This is a genomic window from Psychromonas sp. 14N.309.X.WAT.B.A12 (assembly GCF_030397575.1).
GTDB lineage: Bacteria > Pseudomonadota > Gammaproteobacteria > Enterobacterales > Psychromonadaceae > Psychromonas.
This window is the reverse complement of record NZ_JAPNXS010000005.1, coordinates 52,928-79,268: the sequence shown is the minus strand read 5'-3', so window position 1 is coordinate 79,268 and position 26,341 is coordinate 52,928. Positions and strand designations below refer to the sequence as shown.

Here is a 26,341-nt window from a genome sequence, read left to right as displayed (position 1 = left end):
AAAACCATGATTTCTAAAAATCAGTTAAAACTTATTCATTCTTTAGAACTTAAAAAACAACGCAAAAAGTTAGGCTTGTTTCTTGTTCAAGGTGAAAAAAATGTTGGTGAGTTATTTCAATCTGACTTTGAAATCGTTAATTTATTTGCGACAACGGACTACATTAACAAACAAGCTAAGCAACTGACTGATCAGCTGTTAATTGCCAAAACGATTGAAAGTAGCGAAGAAGAGTTGCAAAAAGCTGGCACCTTAAAAACCAATAATAGTGTCATTGCTGTGGTTAAATGCAAAATGTTTACCCCTCCAGAACAGCAACACGCCGGATTAGTATTGGTGCTAGACCAAGTAGGAGATCCTGGAAACTTAGGTACGATTATTCGTGTCGCTGATTGGTATGGCATTAAACATGTGGTGTGTAGCACAGACTGTGCTGACCTTTACAATCCAAAGGTGATTGCTGCGACTATGGGCTCTTTTGCTCGTGTGCAAGTGAGTCACGCGGATCTTACTGAATATTTAAGTGCGCAAGATAAACCTATCTTTGGTGCTTTTTTAGAAGGTAAAAATATTCATCAATGTAAATTACCGAGTAGTGCATTAATTGTTATGGGTAGCGAATCGCATGGTATCTCTGATTCGGTTGAAAAATTAATTACCGATAAAATTACTATTCCTAACTTTGGCCAAGCCGAATCATTAAACGTGGCGATGGCAACTGGTATTATCTTAGATAACTTCAAAAGAGAGTGAGCTAGTTAACATTTTTTGCTTTTTTAAAATCCGATCTTTGTATCGGATTTTTTATGCCTAATTTAAAAAATTTGACTGAATTAAAACACCTCTAACAACCCCTTCTGAATAAAAATCAAACAAAACAATAAGATACTGATTAACTATGTTGCTAATTAAATATCTTTAATGCCTACACTAAGAATGGTTAATAACTCCTTCTCACCTTAGGCTATAGGCGCTTTTATTTTATTTTAAAAATTATTGATTTTACTTGTTGACAGATAATAATGATATCTATTATCATTTAGTTGTTGCCAGAGATAGCGGCTATTAAGTTGACTGAATTTATGAAGTAATCTTCCTGTCCAGAAGATGATGCATAAAAAGGAGTAAGTCCTTAATAGGTGGTAAACCCGTTATTTCTGTAGAGAGTAAGAGAATCGTCCTATTCTTTAATACTTTCTGTAACGCTAACTTATACTGATAACGCACATTATTAGTATAGGTTAAAAATGAGTCTTGTACCGCACAATACAAGCCTCATTAATAGATAAACTTTTCCATGAAAGTTTGTCTACACCATGGGATAAGCCACCCATCGGTGAATTGGTAAAATTAATATTGCAGCCTATAAAGGCGGGGGGTTGGAGTAGTCTGCAATATTAATCCCACGGTTAACTTTATTTTATAAACTTTTTAACTATCAGATCCTATAGCCACTAATGCAGATTTACATTGTCGACATAAGTAGGTTGTGCCTTTTTTAATTTTATTATGGCGGCGGATAGTTAGTTGATGCTCTGTACAATCACAACGATAGGTAAATAGTTTTCCCTGTACATCTCTGACATCTAATTGATGAGTGGTTGAAGCGGGGAGCTTAAAAACCTGTGTCATGATGCTTTGCCATTCTTTACCATGAGGTCTTACTTTACCAAATAATTGGTAAGTGATTAGGTGTGCAACTTCATGGGCAACGACTTGCTCAATAAAAATTTTTTTATTTTGTGCGTAGAGTATGGGGTTAAATTTGATGATGTTCTTTTGCAGATGTGCTGTCCCAGCGCTTCGACCTCGTTGGTTAAAGAAGTAGGTCGGTCTAGGAAAGTGACGATCAAAAAAGCACTCGGCTAGGATGAAACAATCTTCCCCTTTTGCTGCGAGTGCTTTTTTATCTTCAAACGTGAGCATTAATCTATGGTCGTTAAACTAAGATTAAAATGCCGCTGCTTTTAGAGCTTCTACTTTATCTAGTGATTCCCAAGGGAATTGCTCACGACCGAAGTGACCATAAGCAGCTGTTTCTTGGTAGATTGGCTTGATTAGGTCTAACATTTCAATTAATCCGTATGGACGTAAATCGAAGTGTTCACTGACTAAGCTTACGATTAAGCCTTTTGCTACTTTTTCAGTACCAAATGTTTCTACACTGATTGATGTTGGCTCGGCAACACCAATTGCATAAGATACTTGGATTTCACAACGATCAGCTAAACCAGCAGCAACAATGTTTTTTGCTACATAACGAGCTGCGTATGCTGCACTACGGTCAACTTTTGATGGATCTTTACCTGAGAATGCACCACCACCGTGACGAGCTGTACCGCCATATGTATCAACAATGATTTTACGACCTGTTAAACCACAGTCACCTACCGGACCACCAATAACAAAGCGACCTGTTGGGTTGATATGGAATTTAGTACGTTCAGATAATAGTTCTGCTGGTAGTACTGGTTTAATGATCTCTTCCATTACCGCTTCAACTAAATCTGATTGTTTAATATCTTCACGGTGCTGTGTTGATAATACAACCGCATCGATACCTACAATTTTGCCTTGGTCATAAGCGAACGTTACTTGGCTTTTTGCATCTGGGCGTAACCAATCTAGTTGACCACTTTTACGTACTTCGGCTTGTTTTTTAACAAGGCGATGTGCGTAAGTCACTGGTGCTGGCATGTAAACTTCAGTTTCATTAGTTGCATAACCAAACATTAAACCTTGGTCACCAGCCCCTTGCTCACGTGGATCTGAACGGTCAACACCTTGGTTGATATCTGGCGATTGCTTACCTACTACATTTAATACCGCACAAGAATCAGCATCAAAACCCATTTCTGAACTAGTGTAACCAATATCACGTACTGTTTTACGCGTAATCTCTTCAATATCGACCCAAGCATCAGTAGTGATTTCACCACCTACCATTACCATGCCTGTTTTTACGTAGGTTTCACAAGCAACACGTGCTTTAGTATCTTGCTCTAAAATTGCATCAAGTACCGCATCAGAAATTTGATCGGCGATTTTATCTGGATGACCTTCAGAAACAGACTCTGAAGTAAATAAGTCACGTGACATGTGAACTCCTATTCGGGATATTTAAATTAACATTCTTTGGATGTTTTTACATCTAGACGTCTATAATACATTTTTTTATGATGGATAACACCCTATTATTTTTAAATAAGATAGAACTGTTTTCTTACTTTAATAGTCGTAGAACAATAAAATTGCTGTTTATTTGTCTTAAACATAGCTTTTCTATGGGTTATACTCGCAAACATTTAAATTTTGCGGTTATGTTTTTTCCCTGTCTAATCGAGATCGTTTATGTCTTTGTTGCTCCAATGTAAAATCATGTTTAAAAAAGCACTTTTCTTTGTAAATAACTTGCCTCGTTTGCATTTTTGGGTGGTTATTTCTTTATTTCTTCTCCTACTTATCATTAGCTTAATTCCCACTCATGGGGATAAAAATAAAAAAATCAAACGTGAGCTAGTGTTGCCTATTAGTGAAACAGCCAAAGGGGATTATGCTGTTGCAGAGCCTTTGGATGCTATCAATGTTGGTAGTGATAAATTATTTCCCGAGTTCTCCGGTAATCGAGAAATACAAAAAACAATCTCTGCGGGTGATACGTTAAGTGAGATATTCTCCGATGAAGGAATATCTGCTGCGGTGCTGCAAGAGTTGTTAGAAGCTGATACGGAATATCTTCGTTTAGCCAATTTACTACCAGGCCAAGAAGTACAATTATTAATTAGCCCTGATAATCAATTATTAGCGTTAAAAGTGATTATTGACCGAGCAAATACCCTTAGCTTTGTATTAAAGGATGGGGCCTATGTATCAAAGTTAGATATAAAAAAGGGCGAATGGCGTAATAGCTATTACCAGGGAAGTGTGACTGGTAGCTTTTACGTTAGTGCAAAAAAAAGTGGATTATCAGCTAGCCAAATTCAACAGGTATCAAGTGCATTGCAGGATCAATTTGATTTCAATCGCCAATTACGAGCGGGTGATACATTCCATGTGTTAGTTGCCAAACAATATATTGAAGGAGCTTATAGTTTTGATAGTGAGGTGTTGGCGGTCATCATTAAAACAAAGTCGCGTAACTACACTGCCTTCCTCAATGAAGACGGGCGTTATTACGATAAAGATGGCAAAGGATTAACGAAAGCTTACCGTCGATATCCAGTTAACGGACATCCAAGAATTAGCTCTCGCTTTAATCCGCGTCGATTACATCCTATTACTAAACGTATAAGTCCGCATAACGGGACTGATTTTGCTGTGCCAGTTGGTACAAATGTTTATGCAACGGGTGATGGTGTTGTGGTTCGTGCGGGTTACCATCCCGCGGCAGGTAACTATATCGTGATCAAACACGGTCGTAAGTATACAACGCGCTTTTTACACTTGAGCAAAATCCTTGTTCGTAAAGGACAACGTGTAGAGATGGGTAAGCTTATTGCTAAGTCTGGTAATACAGGACGTTCTACTGGGGCTCATTTACACTATGAGTTCCATGTTTATAATAAACCTGTGGATGCAATGAAGGTGAATTTACCATTATCTCAAAAAGTGCCTGAAAAAGAGCGTAAAGCCTTTAATAAACGTCGTGACTTGTCATTACGTGAAATGGGCGAGCTTTAATTATTCCAAATATTGCTTAAAATAGTGATATTAGCTATTAAGTATATTATTAGATAGAGACATACATTATGTTATTAAAAAGTGATGCATACGATGCATGCATTGGTTACTTTGCTGACAATTTAAGTATCTTTGAAGGTAGCTCAAGACCTGCTACAGGCGAAGTGATTGCAGATATTGTTTTAGACGAAGTATCACAACTATTAATGAGTTTTTGTGAGCAGCAACCGCAATTAAGTAATGAAACACGTTTAATGGTAGTGGCTGAAGGGGATAAGTTAGTAGAAGATATTGAGCAAATATTAGGGAAGTGTTGGGAGTACAAAGCTTCACAAGAGCAAATTGAATTTATTAAAGAGTATTTTCTGTTAGTTAAAAACAGTTTAGATTCTCAAGTACCTTATTTATAAAGTATTCAAGTTTGGCATCAATCAAGCTAAAAGCATGCTTTTAGCTTGATTGATGCCCCATAGATTATATGAAGTTACTCAGTCATTATTATGCAAAAGTATGATGTAGATGCACCACTTCTAATAGTTTATCTTCTCGTTCAAATCGACTTTCCATTACTTGTCCTAACTCTGAAAGGTCACGATCAAAGTTCAGTAAAGTTTGGTCCGACGCATTTTCTGCATAGGTATCATTAAAATTGAGCGCAGTATCTGTTGTACTGTTTATTTTAGAATAGAGCTCTTGCGCTACTTTTAGGTTCTCTTCGCCATCTAGCTTTGATTTTTCGATAATTTGTTCATAAATTTCAAAGTGGCCGGTAGAAGCATAGTCTAATAGCACTTGGCAAAACTCAGTAATAACAGCTTGTTCAGGTAAGCTACGCTTTTCTTGTTGGTAAGGTGGTAACCCTGCTAACTTACAATATAAAATAACCAGTATTTGTCGTTCATCTAGCCAGTTATCTAAGATAGACAGTGTGCCACCCCATTCCTCTTTTGCTTGCTTTAGTTTTTTAAGCATAAAACCTCCTGTAAGTGAATCGTCATCAATGACTTAGGTTAATAAACTAATTCATCAATTAATTGATCTATTTTACTGGTTAAAATAACTTATTTATTCGTTGTAATTTTCGTCAATGGAACAACTATTTAACTAAAATTACGCCTTAAACTAAGCCATTTTTCCTACACAAAATTTAGACCACTTATTTAATATAATTTATTAACACAAATAGACATTTAGTTTACACAACCTATTGACAATTTACTGTGAACTTATGCCCATTGTAAAAGGGCAGACATAAATAAAGTGTCCATATCATTACTTATAATAACGGTGATGGCTATGATTATTTTTTGATTGTCAATAACAAATTTGCTCGTTAGAAGACTTGTTTAATACCCATTCAGTGTTGCATTATATTGTTTCATTTTTACAAGAGTGTGGTTATGGCTGAATTGAGTACAAAAGACGAGCTAAATGCATGGTGGTTTATTTTATCACAGGGTAAATTAGTCGCATTAGATAAAGGTGATTTTATCCCTTTTGGATGTATTAGTGAGTTACCTTTTCCCGATGGCATAACTAAAAACAAGCGATTATTAGGGCACTACATGGAACAGCCTTGTTATCTTGTGGATTTACCTGAACCCTTGGATGTAGGAATCGGAGAATATGTTGGTCTGCGCTCCTTGTTAGGGCGTGTTGATGATCTGCTTTTTGATATGACAGGACGTGCCTTTCAAATTAGTCTGTTTTATAAAACGCACCAATTTTGCGGGCAATGCGGGCAAAAAATGAACCCTATAGATTGGGAAATTGCAATGAAGTGCTATCACTGCCAACATCGCGCTTATCCTCGTGTATCACCTTGTATTATTGTGGCTATTCGCCATAAGAAAAAAATATTATTAGCCTTGCACAGTCGTCATCACAAAGACAATTACCCCGTTTATACAACCTTAGCAGGTTTTACTGAAGCAGGAGAAAGCTTAGAAGCCTGTGTCGAGCGAGAAGTCTATGAAGAAGTAGGGTTGAAGGTCAAAAATATTCAATATGTGAGCAGTCAGCCTTGGCCTTTTCCACATTCTCTGATGATGGGATTTATAGCTGATTATGCATCCGGAGAGATTGTGGTAGATCCGCATGAGCTAGTGGAAGCCAATTGGTATGATATTGATAATTTACCAATCGTACCAAAGCATGGCACAATTGCGCGGAAATTAATTGAGAAAACATTAAAGCGATGTCGTTAAGCTAGGGCTTAGGTATCGAAGTGATAGGTAATACCAAATTCATTTATGAAGTAAAGGAAGGTATATTCTATCAATAATTTAGAATTATCGCATAAAAGCTATCAATAGCTAAAATAGAAAAGGTTACTAATGACAGATTTAAAAAACGATCGCTATATTCGTGCTTTGCTAAAGAAAGAAGTAGATAAAACGCCTGTCTGGATGATGCGCCAAGCAGGACGCTATCTACCAGAATATAAAGCGACTCGTGCTCAAGCTGGTGATTTCATGTCACTATGTCGTAGTGCTGATTTAGCCTGTGAAGTAACCTTACAGCCTCTACGTCGTTTTGACCTTGATGCTGCTATCTTATTTTCTGATATTTTAACTATCCCAGATGCAATGGGCTTAGGTTTATACTTCTCGGAGGGAGAAGGCCCTAAATTTGAACGCCCTATTCGCTGTAAAAAAGATGTAGACAACTTAATCATGCCTGACCCTGAAGGTGAGCTTCAGTATGTAATGAATGCGGTTCGTACTATTCGTCGTGATTTAAAAGGTGAAGTGCCATTAATTGGTTTCTCCGGAAGCCCTTGGACATTAGCGACTTATATGATCGAGGGAAGTGGTTCAAAATTTTTCACTAAAATTAAAAAAATGGCATTTGCTGACCCGCAAATTTTACATACATTATTAGATAAGTTGGCTGATTCAGTGATCAGTTACCTTAACGCACAAATTAAAGCTGGCGCACAGTCGGTAATGGTCTTTGACACTTGGGGAGGGATTTTATCGCCACGTGATTACCAGGATTTCTCATTACAATATATGCATAAAATTGTTGATGGTTTAATCCGTAATTATGAAGGGGAAAAAGTACCTGTTACCTTATTCACTAAGAATGGCGGTCAATGGATCGAGAAGATTGCAGATACTGGTTGTGATGGCATAGGTTTAGATTGGACGATTGATATTAAAGAAGCAAAAGCACGTGTAGGCTCCCGCGTTGCGCTACAAGGTAATATGGATCCATCTATGTTATATGCATCACCTGAACGCATTCGAGAAGAGGTCGCTACTATTTTAGATGGCTTCGGTAAAGGCTCTGGTCATGTCTTTAACTTGGGGCATGGTATTCACTTAGACGTACCACCAGAAAATGCGAAAGTGTTTGTTGATGCGGTGCATGAATTAAGTACTCCTTATCATCAGTAAGCGTACAAAATTGGATTTAAATTTGACTTAATAAAACATGCTTCGGCATGTTTTTTATTTGTATTGATCTCTCATTTTTAACCCACTAAGGTTAGTTGTTTGTTTTTTGAACGATATGATGAACTCTCATTTGTTATCAATGAGGTTAATATGTCTTTGTTTATTGAGCATCAGCAACTAACCGTTCGCCCCTTTACCGCCGAAGACAAACAAGATTTTGTACAATTAGTACAGCACCCATTGTGTATGAAATATAGCATTACTGGCATCCTATCAGAGCAACAAGCAAATGACTGTTTTGACACCTTACTGAATAATAAAAAACATAAAATGTATGCTATTCAATGTGTTAAGAGTGGGTTTGTCATTGGATGTACAGGTTTACAAGACTGCTTTATTGATGACCAAATCGAACCTTCATTTATTCTTCGTCTATTGCCAGATTTCCATGATCACCAAGATTTATTACCTACCTTAAGCTTACTCGTTGAGCAATTACTTATTGTGTATCAGTTGCCTGAATTACAAACTGTCATTTCACAAAAGAACCAACTCAACATGCAATTGATGAGTGCACTAAACTTTCAAAAAACCAAAGAGGTGACATGCCGTGGTATTGCTAGTTACCTCTATAAAAGGGGATTGTGAGCTCGCTTGTGAATGATTGAGGTTAATTCCTATATTTTTTTGCTTTTTTATTTAACAAAGTGAATAAAATGCTTTCGATTCGGGTAGAATGCGCGCAAGTTCAACTTTTTGGAAAAGCCAATCAATTGAATGTTTCACCGATGAAAACATTAACCGAGGAATGTGAAAGATAATGGAAAATAGCCGAACAATTAAACGAGCACTGATCAGTGTTTCTGATAAAACTGGTATTGTAGAGTTTGCACGTGAATTAGCTGACAAAGGGGTTGATATTCTATCAACGGGCGGCACATGTAAATTACTTGCAGAAAATAACATTAAAGTGACGGAAGTTTCTGATTACACTGGTTTTCCAGAAATGATGGACGGTCGTGTAAAAACTTTACATCCTAAAATTCATGGTGGCATTCTTGCTCGTCGCGGTATCGATGAAGATATTATGGCAAGCAATGATATTCAAGCAATTGATATGGTAGTGGTTAATTTATACCCATTTGCTGCAACTGTTGCAAACCCAGATTGTAAGTTAGAAGATGCTATCGAAAACATCGATATCGGCGGACCAACTATGGTACGTGCTGCTGCAAAAAATCATAAAGATGTTGCTATTGTTGTAAACGCTTCTGATTACGGTCGCATTCTGTCTGAAATGAATGAAAATGATGGAAGTTTAGTTTACAAAACACGCTTTGATTTAGCGATTGCTGCTTATGAGCATACAGCTCAATATGACGGCATGATTGCAAACTACTTTGGTACTATGGTGCCAACTTACGGTGAGAACAATGAAGGCGATGAGGAATCTAAATTCCCACGTACTTTCAATGCTCAATTCCAGAAAAAACAAGATATGCGCTATGGTGAAAACTCACACCAAGCAGCAGCTTTCTATGTTGAAAACAATATTCAAGAAGCATCAGTTTCAACGGCAACACAATTACAAGGTAAAGCATTATCTTACAATAACATTGCTGATACTGATGCAGCATTAGAATGTGTTAAAGAATTCTCTGAGCCAGCTTGTGTGATCGTTAAACATGCAAATCCATGTGGTGTTGCAGTGGCTGGTACTATTCTTGATGCTTACGAAGGCGCATACAAAACAGACCCAACTTCAGCATTCGGCGGGATCATCGCCTTTAACCGCGAGTTAGATGCAGTTACGGCAGAAGCAATTACTTCTCGCCAATTTGTTGAAGTGATCATCGCCCCTTCTGTTAGTAAAGAAGCTGCAGAAATCGTAGCTACGAAAAAGAACTTACGTCTATTAGAGTGTGGTGAATGGGCGACGAAAACTACAGAGTTTGACATTAAACGTGTTAACGGCGGTTTATTAGTACAAGATCGTGACCAAGGTATGGTGGGGCTAGACGACCTGAAAGTGGTGTCTAAACGTCAACCTACAGAATCAGAAATGAGCGATTTACTGTTTAGCTGGAAAGTGGCTAAATTTGTAAAATCAAACGCCATTGTTTATGTTAAGAACAGCACAACAGTCGGTGTTGGTGCAGGCCAAATGAGCCGTGTTTACAGTGCTAAAATTGCAGGTATTAAAGCAGCAGATGAAAATCTAGTTGTGGAAGGTTCTGTTATGGCCTCTGATGCATTCTTCCCATTCCGTGACGGTATTGATGCCGCTGCTGAAGCGGGTATTAGCTGTGTGATTCAACCAGGTGGCTCAATGCGTGACGATGAAGTTATCGCGGCTGCTGATGAACATAACATGGCGATGGTATTCACAGGAATGCGTCACTTCCGTCATTAATTAATTTTTTGCGTCATGCTTTAGCTCGAACTCGGCGTTAAAAGTGCTTACTTGCAGTAGCAAGCTCGACGCTTTTGCCTTGACTTCAAACTAAATCACTTAGCAAAAATACAATGAAATGAATTAGTTAATGAGGTGGCTATTTGTCGCCTTTTTATCCAAATGATGTAAGCGGTTCAGAGCCAGAGTTACTTCAAGCTAGTTTGACAATAAAGCACGGAGTTTAGCACACTAAATGAGTACTTTTGACGAGAAAATAGCGCTGAAATAACAACGTTCTGCACTGTGTGAGGATGTAATATGAATGTACTGATTATTGGTAATGGTGGTCGTGAGCATGCATTAGCATGGAAAGCGGCACAAAACCCTGAAGTTAAGAATGTCTTTGTTGCACCTGGTAATGCGGGTAGTGCACTAGAAGATAAAGTGTCTAACGTTAATATCGGTGTTGAAGATATCGATGCTTTAGTCACTTTTGCTAAAGAAAACAATGTTGAACTGACGATTGTTGGCCCTGAAGCACCCTTAGTGATTGGTGTAGTTGATGCCTTCCGTGAAGCAAAACTAGCTTGTTTTGGACCTACTAAAGGCGCTGCACAGTTAGAAGGTTCTAAAGCCTTTACTAAAGACTTTTTAGCGCGTCATGATATCCCAACTGCATGGTACGAGAATTTCACTGAAATTGAACCTGCTTTGGCTTATGTACGTGAAAAAGGCGCTCCAATTGTAATTAAAGCCGATGGTCTTGCTGCTGGTAAGGGCGTGATCGTTGCGATGACATTACAAGAAGCCGAAGATGCTATTCAAGATATGTTAGCGGGTAATGCATTTGGTGAAGCTGGCCATCGTGTTGTGATTGAAGAGTTCTTAGATGGTGAAGAAGCTTCATTTATTGTAATGGTAGATGGTGAAAACATTGTGCCAATGGCTACTAGCCAAGATCATAAACGTGTTGGTGATGGGGATACTGGGCCGAATACTGGTGGTATGGGCGCTTATTCTCCTGCACCAGTAGTAACGCAAGAAATGCATGACCGTATTATGGACTTAGTGATTCGCCCTACAGTGCAAGGTATGGCTGCTGAAGGTAATACTTACACTGGCTTCTTATACGCGGGTCTTATGATCATGGCTGATGGCACACCTAAAGTGATTGAATACAATTGTCGTTTTGGTGATCCAGAAACTCAACCTATTATGCTACGCATGAAGTCTGACATAGTTACTTTGTGTTTAGCAGGTGTTAATGGTGAGCTTGATGGTATGGTTGCAGAGTTTGATACTCGTGCTGCAATTGGCGTGGTATTAGCTGCAGGCGGTTACCCAGCTGATTATACTAAAGGCCATGTTATTTCTGGTATTCCAAGCGCAAGTGAAGGTCTTAAGGTGTTCCATGCCGGTACTGCAGAAAAAGATGGCCAGGTAGTGACTAGTGGTGGTCGTGTACTTTGCGCAACTGCACTCGGAAACACTGTCACAGAAGCTCAACAGAAGGCTTATGAGCTAACTAAGCAAATTAGTTGGGATGGTATGTTCCATCGTAACGATATTGCTTACCGTGCGATTGCACGTGAGAATGAGCAATAATACCTCAGTTAAGTACTGATCGTAAAAAGCCCCCGACACCTTATATGTATAAGGTGTCGGGGGCTTTTTTGTTGCTATAAACAAGTTATACCAATCATTCTCATTAACTGATCTATTTCACTTGTTAAAATAACTTATTTCTTCGATATAAATATCGTAAATGAAACAGTTATTTACGGTATTTATGCCTCAAACTAAATCATTTTTCCTGTGCTAATTTTAGAACACTTATTTAATATAATTGGTATTAATTTTTTATAACTTAAGACGCGATACGAATCGGCGTTAATACGTATCGGTTTGCCCATGCTGCGATCACATCTGCAGCGTATTCAGCATCTTCTTTTCTGGTTAACAAATGATCGGCTTTATCTAAACTGACGAAACTTTTTGGGTGTAATGCCGCTTGATAGATTTTTTCCGCTTCTTTAATGCTAACTGTATTATCGATAGGAGAATGCATGACTAATAGGGCACGTTTTAGTTTACTAATATGGCTGTTGCCGTAACTATTAATATCATCTAAAAACTGTTTTTGTATGGTGAAGTCACGACCCGCTAAGTTAACTTTTGCAGCGCCTTTGGTATTGATCTCATCAATATGGTCAGAGAAGTTATGTGCAACGTGTGCAGCATCTGAAGGAGCACCAATGGTTACTACCGCTACAGTTTCAGCTAATTTATTCGCAACGCCTAATACGGCTGCGCCACCTAAGCTATGACCGATTAATAGTTTAGGTGCATTATACTCTTTACGTAAGAAATCAGCTGCAGCTACTAAATCGCGTACATTAGATGAAAAGTTAGTATTCGAAAAATCCCCAGCACTGCTACCTAGCCCAGTAAAATCAAAACGGAAAACAGCAATCCCTTTTGCTGTTAATGCTTTACTGATACGAGATGCCGCTGCGACATCTTTACTGCAGGTAAAACAGTGAGCAAATAGCGCGTAAAATTTAATGTCAGATGTTGGTGTTTCTAAAACACCGCTAAGCATGTTACTTCCATTAGTAAATTCTACCTTTTGGCGCATGCTGGACTCCTTATGAGTAATAAATTGTGTTGATAAATAGAAACGCCTATTAGATCACATTTTTAGTAAAATTAACATGAATATTGACATTATTTAACATTTTTGAAACAAAAAGGTGGGGAGAAAACATACGAGAGGAGTATATATAAAAAAACCCTCTAAGAAGAGGGTTTAATATAATTAAACATTAACAATAGGTCATAGTCTCTATGACACAAATAATGATTATTTGTTTACAGATTCTTTAAGCGCCTTACCAGCAACAAAAGCAGGAACGTTAGCTGCTTTAATTTCAATGTCTGCACCAGTTTGTGGGTTACGACCTGTACGTGCTGCACGGTGATTTACTTTGAATGTACCAAAGCCGATTAGTTGAACTGGTTCGCCATCTTTTAGACTGTCAGTTACACTAGCTAAAATTTGTTCTAAAGCTGCTTTAGCTTGTACTTTAGTTAGGTCTGCTTTTTCTGCGATGTCTGCTACAAGTTGAGTTTTGTTCATTATTTGACTTCCGTTAGTATAAAAATATGCGTAAGAATTTAAACACTTATTTAATGTATTGCATTCATTCCTTGCAAGTAAAGCATAATCACTTTAAAAATGAAGAAAGTAGCAATTTATTTACCTTAATGTGTTAAAAATCACAAAATTATAATGATTTCGCGTGATTCTACAGCGTTGAGATACCAATGCTAGTACTTTCCAACGCATTGATATGGACTCTTATTGATTTAATAAGTTCAGGGCTGCGTTCATTTTCTAACATATTAAGTAAAGTCTCTTGTAGAGCTAATTGCTCAATAAATAACGGCTCTTGTAATAATTCTTCTTCATCAATTTCTTGGTCTGTCTGTAATTCAATGAAACTAGCGATAGTTGCAAAACTGGTTTGGCTTGCATTAAGCGCTTCTTCTTTTGATTTAGTGGTAAAAGAATTGAAGATACATTGCGTAATGACACAATAATCTACCGCTGGATAAACACCATAAAAATCATAATCACTGCTTTCCGGAATAATAGCATCAAAGTTTTCTTCTTGAATAGTGAAGTTAATTTTGGCGCCTTTTACGGTCATTTTTTCCCAAAACAATTGTAAAATATTTTCTGCAATAGCTGCATTTTCACTGTCAATAGCTTGGCTAAACATGGTGAAATGAGTGATATTTTGCTCTGCTAAAGCCATGCAAAACACGCTTTGTTGCCAAGCCTGTAGGTTAGTCAGGCGGTCATTAATGGAAAGCGATAACATAATCGTCCTATTGATACTTTCAAAATAAGTTAAGATTATAGGCAAATCACCATTCTGTCTTTATATATTTGATTCTTTTATGGGAACAGATAATGTATTCATTTAGGAAAGGGGATATTTCTTGGTAAAGTTATACCAACTCCGTTAATCAAATGAGTAGATAATTAGCGGTATTGCCATTAGATTGTTTAGCGGGTTTCAGGCATAAAAAAAGCGACCATTGAGATCGCTTTTTTAGATTAAAATAAGTGAGGGTTAGCCCATGCCGTATTTTTTAAGCTTCTTGCGTAACGTACCGCGGTTAATACCTAGCATAGTTGCTGCACGAGTTTGATTACCACGAGTGTATTGCATGATGATATCTAACATTGGCGCTTCAACTTCTGCCAATACTAATTCATATAATTCAGTCGTATCTTGACCGTTCAATTTTGCCACGTAACCTGAAACAGCTTGACGTACTGAGTCACGTAATGGACGTTGAGTTATTTGCCCTGTAGCAGGAATATTAGTTGTTGTAGTCAGTGCTTCTTGAGAAATATTTTGTTCAAACATGGGTGTTAACTCTTTTAATTACAATTGATTTAAATAAGTTTCTAACGCAATAAGCTGCTCGGTGGCGTTGTCTATTGCATTAAATTTTCGCTTAAAATAACCTAACCTGTCTTGCTCTTTTAAATACCACCCGACGTGCTTCCTAGCGATTCGAGGCCCCATTACATCACCATAAAAAACATGCAAAGCTTGCACATGATTTATGAGTATTTCTGTAACGTCCATTTGCGCTAAACGTTGAGCATGTTGCCCGGTGTTTAGATAGTGGTTAATTTCATTGAATATCCAAGGTGCACCTTGTGCGCCTCGTCCAATCATAATGGCATCTGCCCCTGTATGGTCCAGCACATATTTAGCTTTCTCTACAGAGGTAATGTCACCATTTGCAATCACAGGGATTGTTATACTTTCTTTAATCGTTTTTATAGTGTCGTATTCAGCCTCGCCTTTAAAAAGGCACTGGCGTGTACGACCGTGCACTGATAGTGCTTGGATACCTGCTTTTTCAGCGATCTGTGCAATCTCTAATCCATTTCTATTTTCTGGATCCCAACCAGTGCGAATTTTCAAAGTCACAGGCACATCGACAGCATCAACAACACTTTCTAAAATAGCTCTCACTAATTCAGGGTGTGGTAATAATGCTGAGCCTGCTTTTTTCTTATTCACTTTTTTAGCTGGGCAACCCATATTAATATCAACGATCTGAGCACCTTGCTGAACGGTTAACTGTGCAGCGTTAGCCATCGCTAGTGGTTCAGAACCAGCAATTTGTACAGAGCGAATACCTGATTCGTCATGGTAGTCCATTCGTAACTTAGATTTAGTGCTATTCCAAACACGAGGATTGGATGACAACATTTCCGATACGGCTAATCCAGCACCTTGCTTTCGGCAAAGCTCTCTGAAAGGGCGATCAGTGACGCCAGCCATCGGGGCTAAAATAAGATTATTGTCTAATTGATACTGTCCAATGCGCATATTCTAAGCGTTCTCTAAGTTAAGGCGGCGTAGTCTACGCATTTTTTCACCCAGAATAAAGGTTAATTATTAACCATTTTGAAATTATTTTGCTTGCAAATTGAGCAACACTTTGTTCTCAGTAATTTAAGCGTGCTTTATCCCCGATAAACGGGCCCATTCTTCTTTGATTTCAGCTGCATCCATATCGAACCATTGACCGTAAACGGACAATAATTCCTCTGCTTGTTGCTCTAAAATTCCAGATAATGCTAATTTACCCTGTGGTTTTACTAAACACTCAATATTATTTGATAGTTCACGTAATGGACCAGCAAGAATATTCGCTACCACAACATCTGCAGTGATCCCTTCAGGGGCATCTTCTGGTAAATATAGCTCTAGTTGGTCTGATACTTGGTTACGCTGGGCGTTATCACGACTTGCGGTAATGGCTTGTGGGTCGATATCGATCCCAATAACTCTTTTAGCGCCTAACTTTAATGCTGCAATAGCTAAAATCCCTGATCCACAACCGAAATCGATAACCACTTTATCTTTTAAGTCTTGTGCATCTAACCAAGCTAGACATAAAGCTGTAGTTGGGTGAGTGCCTGTCCCAAAAGCAAGTCCTGGGTCTAACATAACGTTAACCGCATTTTCATCAGGAACTGGCTTCCAGCTAGGGCAAATCCATAAACGCTGACCAAATTGCATTGGGTGGAAATTATCCATCCATTCACGTACCCAGTCTTTATCTTCAAGTTGTTCTATTTTAAACGCAAAGTCATCAGCTAATAAATCGCTGGCTTTTAATAAAGCGACTACAGGTAACATATCTGTTTCTGCGTCATATAGGCCTGTTACGTCTGTATCTCCCCATAAACGAGTTTCACCGGGCATAGGTTCAAAAATAGGTGTGTCTTGGGAGTCTGTAAACGTTGCAGATAGGGCCCCGTTATCCATTAATAGTTCACCAATTGCTTCTGCATTTGTGTTGCTTGCATTTAATTTAAGCTGAATCCAAGGCATGATTTTCTCTTTTTTGATTACGGTAGATAGATAGGGTGCAAGAATACAGGGAATTAGTTGATTAATATAGCGCTAGCAATGGATTTGAGTATCACTGGAATAGACAACTGATGTTCAATAGTTGTCATCTTGATGTAATGAAATGGATGTAAAAAAATTTATATTTACCTATTCTAAGGTATCTTTCCTCAGTACTTTTATAGGTATAATAATATGCTTAGATATTGAAATTTATAGTGTTTTAGAACGCAATTTTATAGAAAATGGTATTTTGTTGACCTCTTTTTAAGTTTTAATGTGTTTAAAGACAGTATACTAATTAACTCCTGAATGAGGACGAGTGATTTCATTGGAAATAGTGGGTTTCAGAAAGGAAAGGTGTTTCAATGAATAAAATAGTGATTATTGATGATCACCAGCTTTTTTTATATGGTCTAAAATTAACCTTAGAAAATGAAGGCAATACGGTGATGACTTTTGACAGCCCAATTCAAGCGCTGCCAGAAATAAAACAGATTCAACCTGATTTGATTCTGATGGATCTCTATATGCCGGATATGAGTGGCTTAGCGTTAATAGAAGCACTAACGAAGCAAGAAGTTGTCTCTCCAGTAGTGGTATTATCTGCCTGTGAAGACTACCAAGATGTTTATTACGCCTTACAAAAAGGTGCAGCAGGTTTTATCCCTAAGTCTTACTCTCCAGACGCTATGCTAGATGCTTTACAAAGTGTTTTTGCTGGTGATATTTTTGTACCTGAAAATGTTGCTTTAGAAATTCAAGAGATAGCTGAGTTAGAAGAAAGAAATAAAGAAATCTTCCACTTATCAGAAAGACAGCTACAAATTCTTAAACTGATTCATGAAGGAAGAAAAAACAGAGAAATTGCGGATATTCTATGTATTTCGCAGGATACAGTTAAATTTCATCAAAAAGGCCTATATACAGCTTTAGATGTCTCTGGGTCATCAAGTCGTATACAAGCCGTCGATAAAGCATTGAAGCTTGGTTTAATAAAGGTCTAATCAAATTTCAAGCTGCCTAATGCTTGGATAGATTGCTCTATATTTTTTAGTTTAATAACTGTTTCAATAAAAATCTCAATGATGCTGGTTTAACCGGTTTATTTAGAATTTTGTAATTAATTATTTTTCCTGTGTCCTGAACTTCTTTTAATTTCCCTGGGTCAGCTTCACCTGTTAATAAAATGGCTGGGATATTATCTTTCTTTTTTATTTCTTTAATCATATCTAACCCTGTTTTATGGTTAGGAAAGCGATAATCAGTGATGATTAAGTCGTAACGGTTGGCGTAATATTTTTGTAAACCAGCTTCTGCTGTTTCTTCGCTGTCAACAATGTATCCCCAGTTTTCAAGCAACATACTTAACGCATTTAAAATGCCTTGGTCGTCATCAACTAATAATATTTTATAGTGTGTAGAGATGTTGGAAAATTTATTAAGATTAATATGTTTGGTAACATGCTCTGCTGTTTCTAACATGACACTAAAACGACTACCATGCTGGTTAGTAACAGCCTCTATTTTTGTGCTACACAATAAGGCTTTTCGTTGTGCTACCGCTAAGCCTAAACCGACTCCTTTGGTTTTATTGTGTAATAGGTTTTCTGCTAATGCGACTTCATCAAATAAGCTTTCAAAGAGGGTAGTTTCAATTTGACAGCCTTGGTTCCAAACCTGCAGTAATGCTTTATTTTTGTAATGTCGAACGCTAAGTAATACTTTTGAGCCTGGTGTTTGTTTGCCATGGATGAGGGCGTTACTCAGTAATACTTCGACTATCTCCGTTAATAATCTTTTATCACTTTTAACGGTTAATTCAGATAAACGGCTAGTTAATTTTATTCCCGATGATGATGCTTGATGTTGGTATTTCTTAATCGAAGGTAATAGTGCAGATGCTAAACTAAACTCATTTATTTTAGGCGTGATCGTACCGCTATCAAGGCGTGCCAAATCCAATAAACTTGCCATCCATCTATCCAAGTCTTCTGAAGCCAGCTTAATATTTTTAGCTAGTTTTTCTTGCGCAGTTCCAGCCAATTTATTCTCTAATAAATGACCATATAAAGACAAGCTGCTTAAAGGTTGTCTAATATCATGCACAATACGTTTCAAATAGCGCGCACTTTGTTGGCTCAATAAGTTGGCGCTTTCTTGTTTCACTTCTGTAATGGTTTGTTGATCGTTATGAGTTCGGTGTGGGGTAAAGATAGTCAGGTATGACAAGCTTATTAAAAAAGTGCTATTAAATAAAAATACTAATGTACTGGTTTCTCCTAGCAGTGAAGAGAATACGTAACAAAGTGCTAAAAATAGATTATTAAATATGAGCTGTGCTTTACTGTATGCAAAAAGATAAGAATAAAAAAAGGGGAGTAATAAAACTAAGTACAAAAAACTATTTTGATAAGTTTGCTCTTGAAAGTGGCTATTAATAGAGACAAAAAGCGTAATGGAAAAACAGATTATTGGCATAAGAAAATGAGTTAATGTCTCTTTTTTCTTCACTAGGCCAAATAACGCTACGATAGAGAATAATAATATCGAAACAGGGAAGTGATATGTGCTGATAAAGATAGGTGATGAATTTAAAGCACTATAACTTTGTACTGAGCCGATCAGAAAAAAGAAAATAAATGAAATCATGATCACAATATTAAAATGACGTAATGACTGCCACCTTGTTTGATGTATATCGGAAGTATCTTGGTGCATTACACTCTCTATTTTAACTATTTGTTGAAATTAACTTATTGGTATACCGAGGTTTGATTAGATTTCCAAGTAATGGATCTTTAATCTGAGGTATGAGCGAGTTAACGGAATAAATATAGTATAAACGGAAGGCAAAAAAAAAGCCTAACAAAGTTAGGCTCGCCTGTAATATGTCTTTTTATTACAAATCGAATAAAAAATCCATTTAGTCGGCATCAAAGTGGGTGTACTACTATGCCTCAATTCCTTAAGACAACTATACAATGCCTCAAGCCTCTTCAGAAAGTAACTACCCGAACGGGTAGTTTTTAACATTCTTGAAATTAAATGACTTTTTTTAAGTTTGTAATACGAATTTTATAGTTTTTTTTGCTCATTTTGCTAAAAATTACTGACCTTTAGACAGGCAAAATCGTGATGCGCTTTGTAAAGCAAACGAGTAACCTTGTGCACCCATCCCGCATATTACTGCACATGCAATATCTGAAAGGTAAGAGTGATGTCTAAATTTTTCACGTTTATGGATATTAGATAAATGTACTTCTACGAAGGGAATAGCGACACCTAATAAAGCATCTCTTATTGCTACGCTAGTATGAGTAAATGCAGCAGGATTGATAATAATAAAGTCTATTTCACCTGCACTTTCATGAATCTTTTCAATGAGTTCATATTCACGATTTGATTGTAAGTGTGACAGCGTTATATTTAACGGTTTTGCTTCTGCATGTAGGCCTTCAATAATATCGTTGAGTGTTTGGCTACCATAAACTTCTGGTTCACGTTTGCCTAATAAATTGAGATTTGGGCCATTTAATACTAATACCTTCACTACTTACTCCTTTGTCTTTACCTAATAAAAAAACACCTCGATAACGGGTAGGTTATCGAGGAGTTTATCGGTAAAGTGTCTTGTTGGCTATCAGTAAGCTCTGCTCTAAATAAGAATAGAGTCAGTACAAAGTTTAACTTCTCATTGCTATATTTATTGGATCTCTTGATTTTCTTTAATCAATTGCTCCACGACACTTGGATCTGCTAACGTTGATGTATCTCCAAGCTGATCGCTTTCACCTGTGGCTATTTTACGTAAAATTCGACGCATAATTTTACCTGAACGTGTTTTAGGTAATCCTTCAGCCCAATGTAAAATGTCAGGGGTTGCGATAGCACCGATCTCTTTACGAACCCATTGTTTTACTTCTGCGTACAGTTCTGGAGAAGAGTACTCTCCTGAATTTAGCGTAACGTAGGCATAAATGCCTTGACCTTTGATCTCATGGGGAACACCTACAACAGCTGCTTCTGCTATTTTAGGGTGTGATACCAATGCACTTTCTATTTCTGCCGTTCCCATTCTGTGCCCTGAAACATTTAATACATCATCCACGCGGCCTGTGATCCAATAGTAACCATCTTCATCTCGACGAGCACCATCGCCAGTGAAATACATATTATCGAAGGTTGAAAAGTAAGTTTGTTCAAAGCGATCATGATTACCATAAAGTGTGCGCATTTGGCCTGGCCAGCTATCTAGCATCACCAAGTTACCTTCTACAGCCCCTTCTAAAATATTCCCTTCATTATCTACAAGAGCTGGTTTAACACCAAAGAATGGTCGTGTTGCCGATCCTGGTTTTAGGTCTGTTGCGCCTGGCAATGGGGTAATTAAGATACCGCCTGTTTCTGTCTGCCACCAAGTATCAACAATAGGACAACGTTTATCGCCTATTTTGTCGTAATACCATTGCCAAGCTTCAGGGTTAATCGGCTCACCAACTGAGCCAAGTATGCGTAATGAGCTGCGTTTGGTACCAGCAATTGCTTCATCACCTTTTGCCATTAATGCGCGAATTGCGGTCGGTGCAGTATAGAGTAATGTGACGTTATGCTTATCTACTACTTCACTCATTCGTGCTGTAGTAGGGTAGTTAGGAACACCTTCAAATAATAATGTTGTCGCGCCATTCGCTAATGGTCCATAGACTAAATAACTGTGGCCCGTTATCCACCCTACATCTGCAGTACACCAATAAATATCACCTTCTTGATAATCAAAGACATACTTAAAGGTCATTGCGGCATAAACAAGGTATCCGCCAGTGGTGTGTAGTACACCTTTAGGTGTGCCGGTAGAGCCTGAGGTATAGAGAATAAATAATGGATCTTCCGCATTCATTACTTCTGGTGTGCAATCTGTAGGTTGAGCGTCGGTTATCTCTGTCCAGTCAATATCTCGACCTGCTTGCCAATTAATATCTGCACCAGTGTTTTTTAAGACAATGACGTGTTCAACACAGTTTGTTCCATCGCGCATTAATGCTTCATCAACATTGCCCTTCAATGGAACCGTTCTGCCTCCACGGCGGCCTTCATCTGCAGTGATCACTAATTTTGCGTTGCTATCGATAATTCGACCTGCAATCGCATCCGGTGAAAAGCCACCAAAAACAATAGAGTGGACTGCACCAATACGAGTACAAGCTAACATCGCAACGGCTGCTTCTGGTGTCATAGGCATATATAGACAAACTACATCACCTTTTTTAATACCTAATGATTTTAATGCATTCGCGAATTGACATACTTGTGTGTACAGCATTTGAAAAGTGATATTAGCGTCTTGATCTGGTGTGTCGCCTTCCCAAATAAGTGCGACTTGATCTGCACGTGTTGCTAAATGACGGTCAATACAGTTAACAGAAACGTTTAATTCGCCATCTTCAAACCATTTGATATTAACTTGGCCTGGTGCGTATGAGGTGTTTTTTACTTTTGTGTAAGGGGTAATCCAATCTAAAATTTTCCCTTTTTCATTCCAAAACTTTTCAGGATCTTCGATTGATTCAGCATAACCAGATAGGTACTGATCGTTCGTTAATAAGCTTTTCTTGGCTGCTTCAGATGAAACTGGGTAAATATTATTTTCGCTCATTGCTCGCTCCGTTATTACGTAAAATTCATTACTTAAAAGGTTAATGCTTTTTAATCATTTATCACTTGATTCTAAATGACAGATAAAATCGTTATTGTGAGATAGGCCTATGTTGTTAAATAAATGTTAATACTCATTGAGTTAGCTGTAGATTTGAGATCAATATCAAGAAAAAAGTAAACCAAACATCAAATATTTTTTACTTTATCACTCGTATATTATGCTTTTGTGGCTACGCTTAATGAACACCACAGAAGAGCATAAAACGTCATTGGGTATTGGAGAAAGCGTTAGTCTCTTTAGTGTGGGATGCAAAAGCACTGGAGAGAAGTTATGGACAACAAACACCGTGGCTTTGCGGTATTAACTATTGTGATGGTATTAAGCATTGCAAGTATCGCCTACAACACCAATATGGCTTATTTACAACTCATGGATAATAAAGTACTGAGTAATTACTATACTAATAGTGAGGCCTTTATTAACGCAGAGTCAGGTATTAATTTGGTATTGAACAAATTAACTTCCCCCATCAATGCGCATGAAATGTTAAGCCAATTACCCTTCACTTATTCTACTCCTGATCACCTTTCGTTAACTTATGAAGTGAGCGTAACCAGCCTAACCAATAATAAATTAGCAATTTCATCAACGGGTTATTCTAGTGATAAATCTGCGCTCAGAATTATATCTTTAGAAGTCTATTATGATGTCGATTTTGACCTCCCCAATGCTCCCTTGCTCAGTAATGGCCGTTTGAGTCTCAATTCAACAGATACGATTAATGATGGATGTGAAGGTGTATCCCCTGATGAGTGTTTATCTCCGGGTAATATTGCCGATAATATTGTTACTAGTCAGCCGGATGTGAGTTTAAATGAGCAAAACCTTGCTTTATGCCCTGATAATAAAGGTGTGGAAGAGCAGGCGGTTTATGGTGAATTAGTTGATGTAGAGGGGGCATCGCGCATACAAGAGGTTAAACAACAACAATGGGGAAATGCGGCATCGTTTAGTAATGCTATCTTCGATCAAATTTCTCCAATTGACGACATCAAAAACAGTCGCTCATTATTCGAGAGTACTTTTGCTGTTACTTGGGCAGATGCAAAACAACATTTTATTGAATCTGAGCAGGTCGCTTACATTGATATGCGTTATGGCAATGCCATGGATTGTTCGCATCAGTTATCACAGTTAGAAGAGACCATTTCTATTATTTATATCGAAGGGGACTGTCAAATCAGCCCGTTAGATGTTGCCTCTAGTCCATTGTCAGGAGAGCAGCATTTTACAGTCGGAAGTACCGAGTCTCCTAAAATGGTGTTTATGGAAGGAGGTACATTTATAGCCCCTCAAGATACACAAAGCACTGTGATTGGTATGTTGTACCTGTTACCTGATAGTGAAACGCTTATAGATAGCAGTGATCACCTTTTATCCCAAGATGGTTTACAACAAAGTAGCCAACAACTTAATCAACAACAGGCAGTGAACCTTTCAGGTATAACAGTAAATGGAGCGTTATTAAGTGAATACAGTTGCTCTTATACTCAATCATTAGAAGGAGGCAATAGGCTGACATCTGATGATTTGTCCGTGCGTTATGATAAACAAGTATTGAAAACCTTGTATCAAAAAATCGCGGTGCTCCCTTCGGCAAGTCATTATCAATTAGTCGCAGGTACATGGAGGGATTTTTAATGGTCAAAGACATACAGGGCTTCACTTTTGTGGAGATATTAGTGTCACTAATTATTGTCAGTTTAACCGCATTGAATATGAGTGGTTTACAAATAAAAATTTCGCAGCAACAAAATAACAATATTGCACATGCGTCAGCTATTTCATTAGCAACCAGTAAATTAGAAGCTCTATTAAGTGCAAATACCCCTAATGACATACTGGCTCTACACAATAAAATAGAAACTGATATACAATTGTCCAATACAATATTCTCTATTGAATGGGAAATTACTAATGTATCCAGCGATTTTAATGCGAATAATCAATTTAAAGAAATTAATTTGCATATATCTTGGTCTAATTATTTAGGGGAAGTTCAGCGGGTTGTTTATACACAACAAATTAATCTGATGACGGTGATATCAGAACAATTCGAACAACAAGTTGAAGCGCTATTTCCAACCATTGTAACGCCTAGCGTTGCAATCAGTGAAATGCTTTATTTTGACCCTAATAAAGAATATCAAGCAGGTGACTTTGTTATTTATAACAGTCATGTATATAAAGCGAATGGACTTTATTCTAATAACAGTAAACCACCTATTAACAGCACTGATGCAAAAATAGGATGGGATAGTTATGGGCAAATAGATCAATTAAATTTATTCAATCATTAAATTTTTTGATAAAAGAAAGAATAGTGTAAATCCCTTCGATGTTATGACTTTGTGATAAATAAACAAGTGTGGCCATGTTACAATTGAACTATAAAGTACTCATTGTACTCTAACTTATATTATTTAATTTGAAGGAATGTTTGGCCAATGATAGAAAGCCAACTTGTCATACTACAACAAGCTAATACTTATTTAGCAGCAGTGACAGAAGCTCAGTATACAGAAATCATTTCTCCGATGTTTATGAGCTCTGCAGGCGCACATATGCGTCATATATTAGACCATTACCAGTCTGTCATTAATGGCTTTTCAGACGGCTTAATCGATTACGACAAACGCAGTCGTGGTGGTGTTGTTGAAAGTTGCCCAAAAGCTGCACAAGCTGCAATCCAAGATATTGGTTTGTTTTTACAAAGCTTAACCCCGGAGCAACTTGCAACGAATGTTAAATTGTCTACTGAGATTTCGGTTGTCGATAAGCAAGTTGCTACTGTCGATACAACTCTTGCTCGAGAAGTTATTTTTGTGGGTAGCCATACAGTTCATCATTTAGCGACTATTAAACATATTGCACAAGTTCAAGAAGTCGATATTGAACGTGATTTAGGCATTGCTCCTGCAACGGCGACCTTTTTACGTGCAGGTTAGATAATGTGTACATTAACTTATCGATTATCTGAACAAGGTTATCAGTTATTTTTTAATAGAGATGAACAACGAGCTAGACCTCAAGCGATCGCTCCCATTGCTAATGATGCATTAAATGCTGTTTATCCAATTGACCCAACAGGTGGAGGTACTTGGATAGCAGTACATCAAAGTGGTGTTAGTTTAGCTCTGCTTAATTATTATCAAGCGCAAATTGATCCAAGCTTAAAAAACTTCACTAGCCGTGGCATTATTATCCCTCGTTTATTAGAGAACGTTCAGCAGATTCACCAACAGTTAATAACTATGGACTTGAGTTGTTTTCAAGCTTTCCAATTGTGTGTTTTTGATGGTGATTTATCATCAAGCAAACAACATGGGGGAGCTCAACAGTATATATGGGATGGGAAGGAGCTAAGTCATTCACCATTAACACTAGATTCCTCGCTTCCAGTAACCTCTTCAGGTGTGGATTTCGAGACAGTATCAGCTTACCGTAAACAGCACTTCCTTAATGTTATTAATGTGCAAACGGCCAGTATCGAAGATTATATTCAATACCACCAGCATCAAGGTGAATCTGGGAAGTGTTCGGTGAAAATGTTTCGTGATGATGCTAAAACAGTTAGCTTTACGCATATTGAAGTGAATCAAGGACGTGTACTAGGAGAGAAAGTAAAGTTAGATTACATTGATTACTTTACTGAGCAAGTTAATGAGCCTTTATCACTGACTTTTTAAAGGGG

24 protein-coding genes and 1 pseudogene are annotated in these 26,341 nt (G+C 37.6%); 13 read left to right on the top strand and 12 right to left on the bottom strand.

All coding sequences use genetic code 11. From position 1 onward, the window contains the following. Nucleotides 1-6 precede the first annotated feature (6 nt). The gene (locus OW492_RS08235; protein WP_290039451.1) at nucleotides 7-753 is read left to right on the top strand and encodes an RNA methyltransferase; all 747 of its coding nucleotides are present in this window, start codon (nucleotides 7-9) and stop codon (nucleotides 751-753) included. 678 nt (nucleotides 754-1,431) lie between these two features. Here the strand turns inward: OW492_RS08235 and OW492_RS08230 are convergent. Together OW492_RS08230 and metK are read right to left on the bottom strand one after the other, a co-directional pair. Further along, the gene (locus OW492_RS08230; protein ID WP_290039449.1) at nucleotides 1,432-1,926 is read right to left on the bottom strand and encodes a SprT family zinc-dependent metalloprotease; all 495 of its coding nucleotides are present in this window, start codon (nucleotides 1,924-1,926) and stop codon (nucleotides 1,432-1,434) included. A gap of 24 nt (nucleotides 1,927-1,950) precedes the next feature. After that, complete coding sequence (gene metK / locus OW492_RS08225; RefSeq protein WP_113820049.1) at nucleotides 1,951-3,099, bottom strand: methionine adenosyltransferase; 1,149 nt, start codon at nucleotides 3,097-3,099, stop codon at nucleotides 1,951-1,953. A 279-nt stretch (nucleotides 3,100-3,378) separates the two neighbouring features. Here metK and mepM point away from each other — a divergent pair, with 279 nt between their 5' ends. After that, complete coding sequence (gene mepM / locus OW492_RS08220) at nucleotides 3,379-4,680, top strand: murein DD-endopeptidase MepM (RefSeq protein ID WP_290039448.1); 1,302 nt, start codon at nucleotides 3,379-3,381, stop codon at nucleotides 4,678-4,680. A 68-nt stretch (nucleotides 4,681-4,748) separates the two neighbouring features. Beyond that, the gene (locus OW492_RS08215; RefSeq protein WP_290039447.1) at nucleotides 4,749-5,090 is read left to right on the top strand and encodes a DUF3802 family protein; all 342 of its coding nucleotides are present in this window, start codon (nucleotides 4,749-4,751) and stop codon (nucleotides 5,088-5,090) included. Between the two features lie 88 nt (nucleotides 5,091-5,178). Here the strand turns inward: OW492_RS08215 and rsd are convergent, their stop codons facing one another. After that, on the bottom strand, nucleotides 5,179-5,652 hold the full coding sequence (rsd, locus tag OW492_RS08210; RefSeq protein ID WP_290039446.1) for a sigma D regulator: 474 nt from the start codon (nucleotides 5,650-5,652) through the stop codon (nucleotides 5,179-5,181). Nucleotides 5,653-6,080: 428 nt separating this feature from the next. Between rsd and nudC the strand changes: the two genes are divergently transcribed. The 5 genes from nudC to purD all read left to right on the top strand — a co-directional run bounded on the left by nudC (nucleotide 6,081) and on the right by purD (nucleotide 12,081). After that, nucleotides 6,081-6,887: an NAD(+) diphosphatase gene (nudC, locus tag OW492_RS08205; RefSeq protein ID WP_290039445.1), complete on the top strand. Its 807-nt coding sequence runs from the start codon at nucleotides 6,081-6,083 to the stop codon at nucleotides 6,885-6,887. Between the two features lie 129 nt (nucleotides 6,888-7,016). Further along, nucleotides 7,017-8,081: a uroporphyrinogen decarboxylase gene (gene hemE, locus OW492_RS08200; RefSeq protein WP_290039444.1), complete on the top strand. Its 1,065-nt coding sequence runs from the start codon at nucleotides 7,017-7,019 to the stop codon at nucleotides 8,079-8,081. Between the two features lie 150 nt (nucleotides 8,082-8,231). After that, nucleotides 8,232-8,729 (top strand): GNAT family N-acetyltransferase, encoded by a 498-nt coding sequence (locus tag OW492_RS08195; protein WP_290039443.1) that lies wholly within the window; start codon nucleotides 8,232-8,234, stop codon nucleotides 8,727-8,729. A 172-nt stretch (nucleotides 8,730-8,901) separates the two neighbouring features. After that, on the top strand, nucleotides 8,902-10,494 hold the full coding sequence (gene purH / locus OW492_RS08190; RefSeq protein WP_290039442.1) for a bifunctional phosphoribosylaminoimidazolecarboxamide formyltransferase/IMP cyclohydrolase: 1,593 nt from the start codon (nucleotides 8,902-8,904) through the stop codon (nucleotides 10,492-10,494). A 300-nt stretch (nucleotides 10,495-10,794) separates the two neighbouring features. Continuing rightward, nucleotides 10,795-12,081 (top strand): phosphoribosylamine--glycine ligase, encoded by a 1,287-nt coding sequence (gene purD / locus OW492_RS08185; protein WP_290039441.1) that lies wholly within the window; start codon nucleotides 10,795-10,797, stop codon nucleotides 12,079-12,081. Nucleotides 12,082-12,370: 289 nt separating this feature from the next. Here purD and OW492_RS08180 read toward each other — a convergent pair. The 6 genes and pseudogenes from OW492_RS08180 to prmA all read right to left on the bottom strand — a co-directional run. After that, a pseudogene (locus OW492_RS08180) lies at nucleotides 12,371-13,114 on the bottom strand (alpha/beta hydrolase); the annotation flags it as partial. 225 nt (nucleotides 13,115-13,339) lie between these two features. Next, complete coding sequence (locus OW492_RS08175) at nucleotides 13,340-13,615, bottom strand: HU family DNA-binding protein (protein WP_113820039.1); 276 nt, start codon at nucleotides 13,613-13,615, stop codon at nucleotides 13,340-13,342. 169 nt (nucleotides 13,616-13,784) lie between these two features. Further along, on the bottom strand, nucleotides 13,785-14,363 hold the full coding sequence (locus OW492_RS08170) for a YjaG family protein (protein ID WP_290039439.1): 579 nt from the start codon (nucleotides 14,361-14,363) through the stop codon (nucleotides 13,785-13,787). Nucleotides 14,364-14,618: 255 nt separating this feature from the next. Further along, on the bottom strand, nucleotides 14,619-14,918 hold the full coding sequence (gene fis / locus OW492_RS08165; protein WP_113820037.1) for a DNA-binding transcriptional regulator Fis: 300 nt from the start codon (nucleotides 14,916-14,918) through the stop codon (nucleotides 14,619-14,621). An 18-nt stretch (nucleotides 14,919-14,936) separates the two neighbouring features. Continuing rightward, complete coding sequence (gene dusB, locus OW492_RS08160; RefSeq protein ID WP_290039438.1) at nucleotides 14,937-15,899, bottom strand: tRNA dihydrouridine synthase DusB; 963 nt, start codon at nucleotides 15,897-15,899, stop codon at nucleotides 14,937-14,939. Nucleotides 15,900-16,025: 126 nt separating this feature from the next. Then, nucleotides 16,026-16,910 (bottom strand): 50S ribosomal protein L11 methyltransferase, encoded by an 885-nt coding sequence (gene prmA / locus OW492_RS08155; protein ID WP_290039437.1) that lies wholly within the window; start codon nucleotides 16,908-16,910, stop codon nucleotides 16,026-16,028. Nucleotides 16,911-17,296: 386 nt separating this feature from the next. On the opposite strand from prmA, the gene OW492_RS08150 reads away from it, so the two are divergent. Then, nucleotides 17,297-17,935 carry a response regulator transcription factor gene (locus tag OW492_RS08150; protein WP_290039436.1) on the top strand — a complete coding sequence of 213 codons (639 nt, stop codon included), beginning with the start codon at nucleotides 17,297-17,299 and terminating at the stop codon, nucleotides 17,933-17,935. 46 nt (nucleotides 17,936-17,981) lie between these two features. On the opposite strand, the gene OW492_RS08145 is transcribed toward OW492_RS08150, so the two are convergent. The 3 genes from OW492_RS08145 to acs form a co-directional block, all read right to left on the bottom strand. Next, a complete protein-coding gene (locus OW492_RS08145; RefSeq protein WP_290039435.1) occupies nucleotides 17,982-19,649 on the bottom strand; it encodes a hybrid sensor histidine kinase/response regulator in 1,668 nt (555 codons plus the stop codon). A gap of 388 nt (nucleotides 19,650-20,037) precedes the next feature. Then, nucleotides 20,038-20,481 carry a type II 3-dehydroquinate dehydratase gene (gene aroQ / locus OW492_RS08140; RefSeq protein ID WP_290039434.1) on the bottom strand — a complete coding sequence of 148 codons (444 nt, stop codon included), beginning with the start codon at nucleotides 20,479-20,481 and terminating at the stop codon, nucleotides 20,038-20,040. A gap of 153 nt (nucleotides 20,482-20,634) precedes the next feature. Continuing rightward, entirely contained in the window at nucleotides 20,635-22,584 is a 1,950-nt protein-coding gene (gene acs, locus OW492_RS08135; RefSeq protein ID WP_290039433.1) for an acetate--CoA ligase, read from the bottom strand. A 333-nt stretch (nucleotides 22,585-22,917) separates the two neighbouring features. Between acs and OW492_RS08130 the strand changes: the two genes are divergently transcribed. From OW492_RS08130 to OW492_RS08115, 4 genes are all read left to right on the top strand, one after another. Continuing rightward, nucleotides 22,918-24,288 carry a hypothetical protein gene (locus tag OW492_RS08130; RefSeq protein WP_290039432.1) on the top strand — a complete coding sequence of 457 codons (1,371 nt, stop codon included), beginning with the start codon at nucleotides 22,918-22,920 and terminating at the stop codon, nucleotides 24,286-24,288. Next, nucleotides 24,288-24,947: a hypothetical protein gene (locus OW492_RS08125; RefSeq protein ID WP_290039431.1), complete on the top strand. Its 660-nt coding sequence runs from the start codon at nucleotides 24,288-24,290 to the stop codon at nucleotides 24,945-24,947. Before OW492_RS08130 ends, OW492_RS08125 begins: the two co-directional genes overlap by 1 nt. Before the next feature lie 147 nt (nucleotides 24,948-25,094). Continuing rightward, nucleotides 25,095-25,595, top strand: coding sequence for a DinB family protein (locus tag OW492_RS08120; RefSeq protein WP_290039430.1), 501 nt, complete (start codon nucleotides 25,095-25,097; stop codon nucleotides 25,593-25,595). 3 nt (nucleotides 25,596-25,598) lie between these two features. Continuing rightward, nucleotides 25,599-26,336 (top strand): NRDE family protein, encoded by a 738-nt coding sequence (locus OW492_RS08115; protein ID WP_290039429.1) that lies wholly within the window; start codon nucleotides 25,599-25,601, stop codon nucleotides 26,334-26,336. The last annotated feature ends 5 nt before the right edge of the window (nucleotides 26,337-26,341 follow it).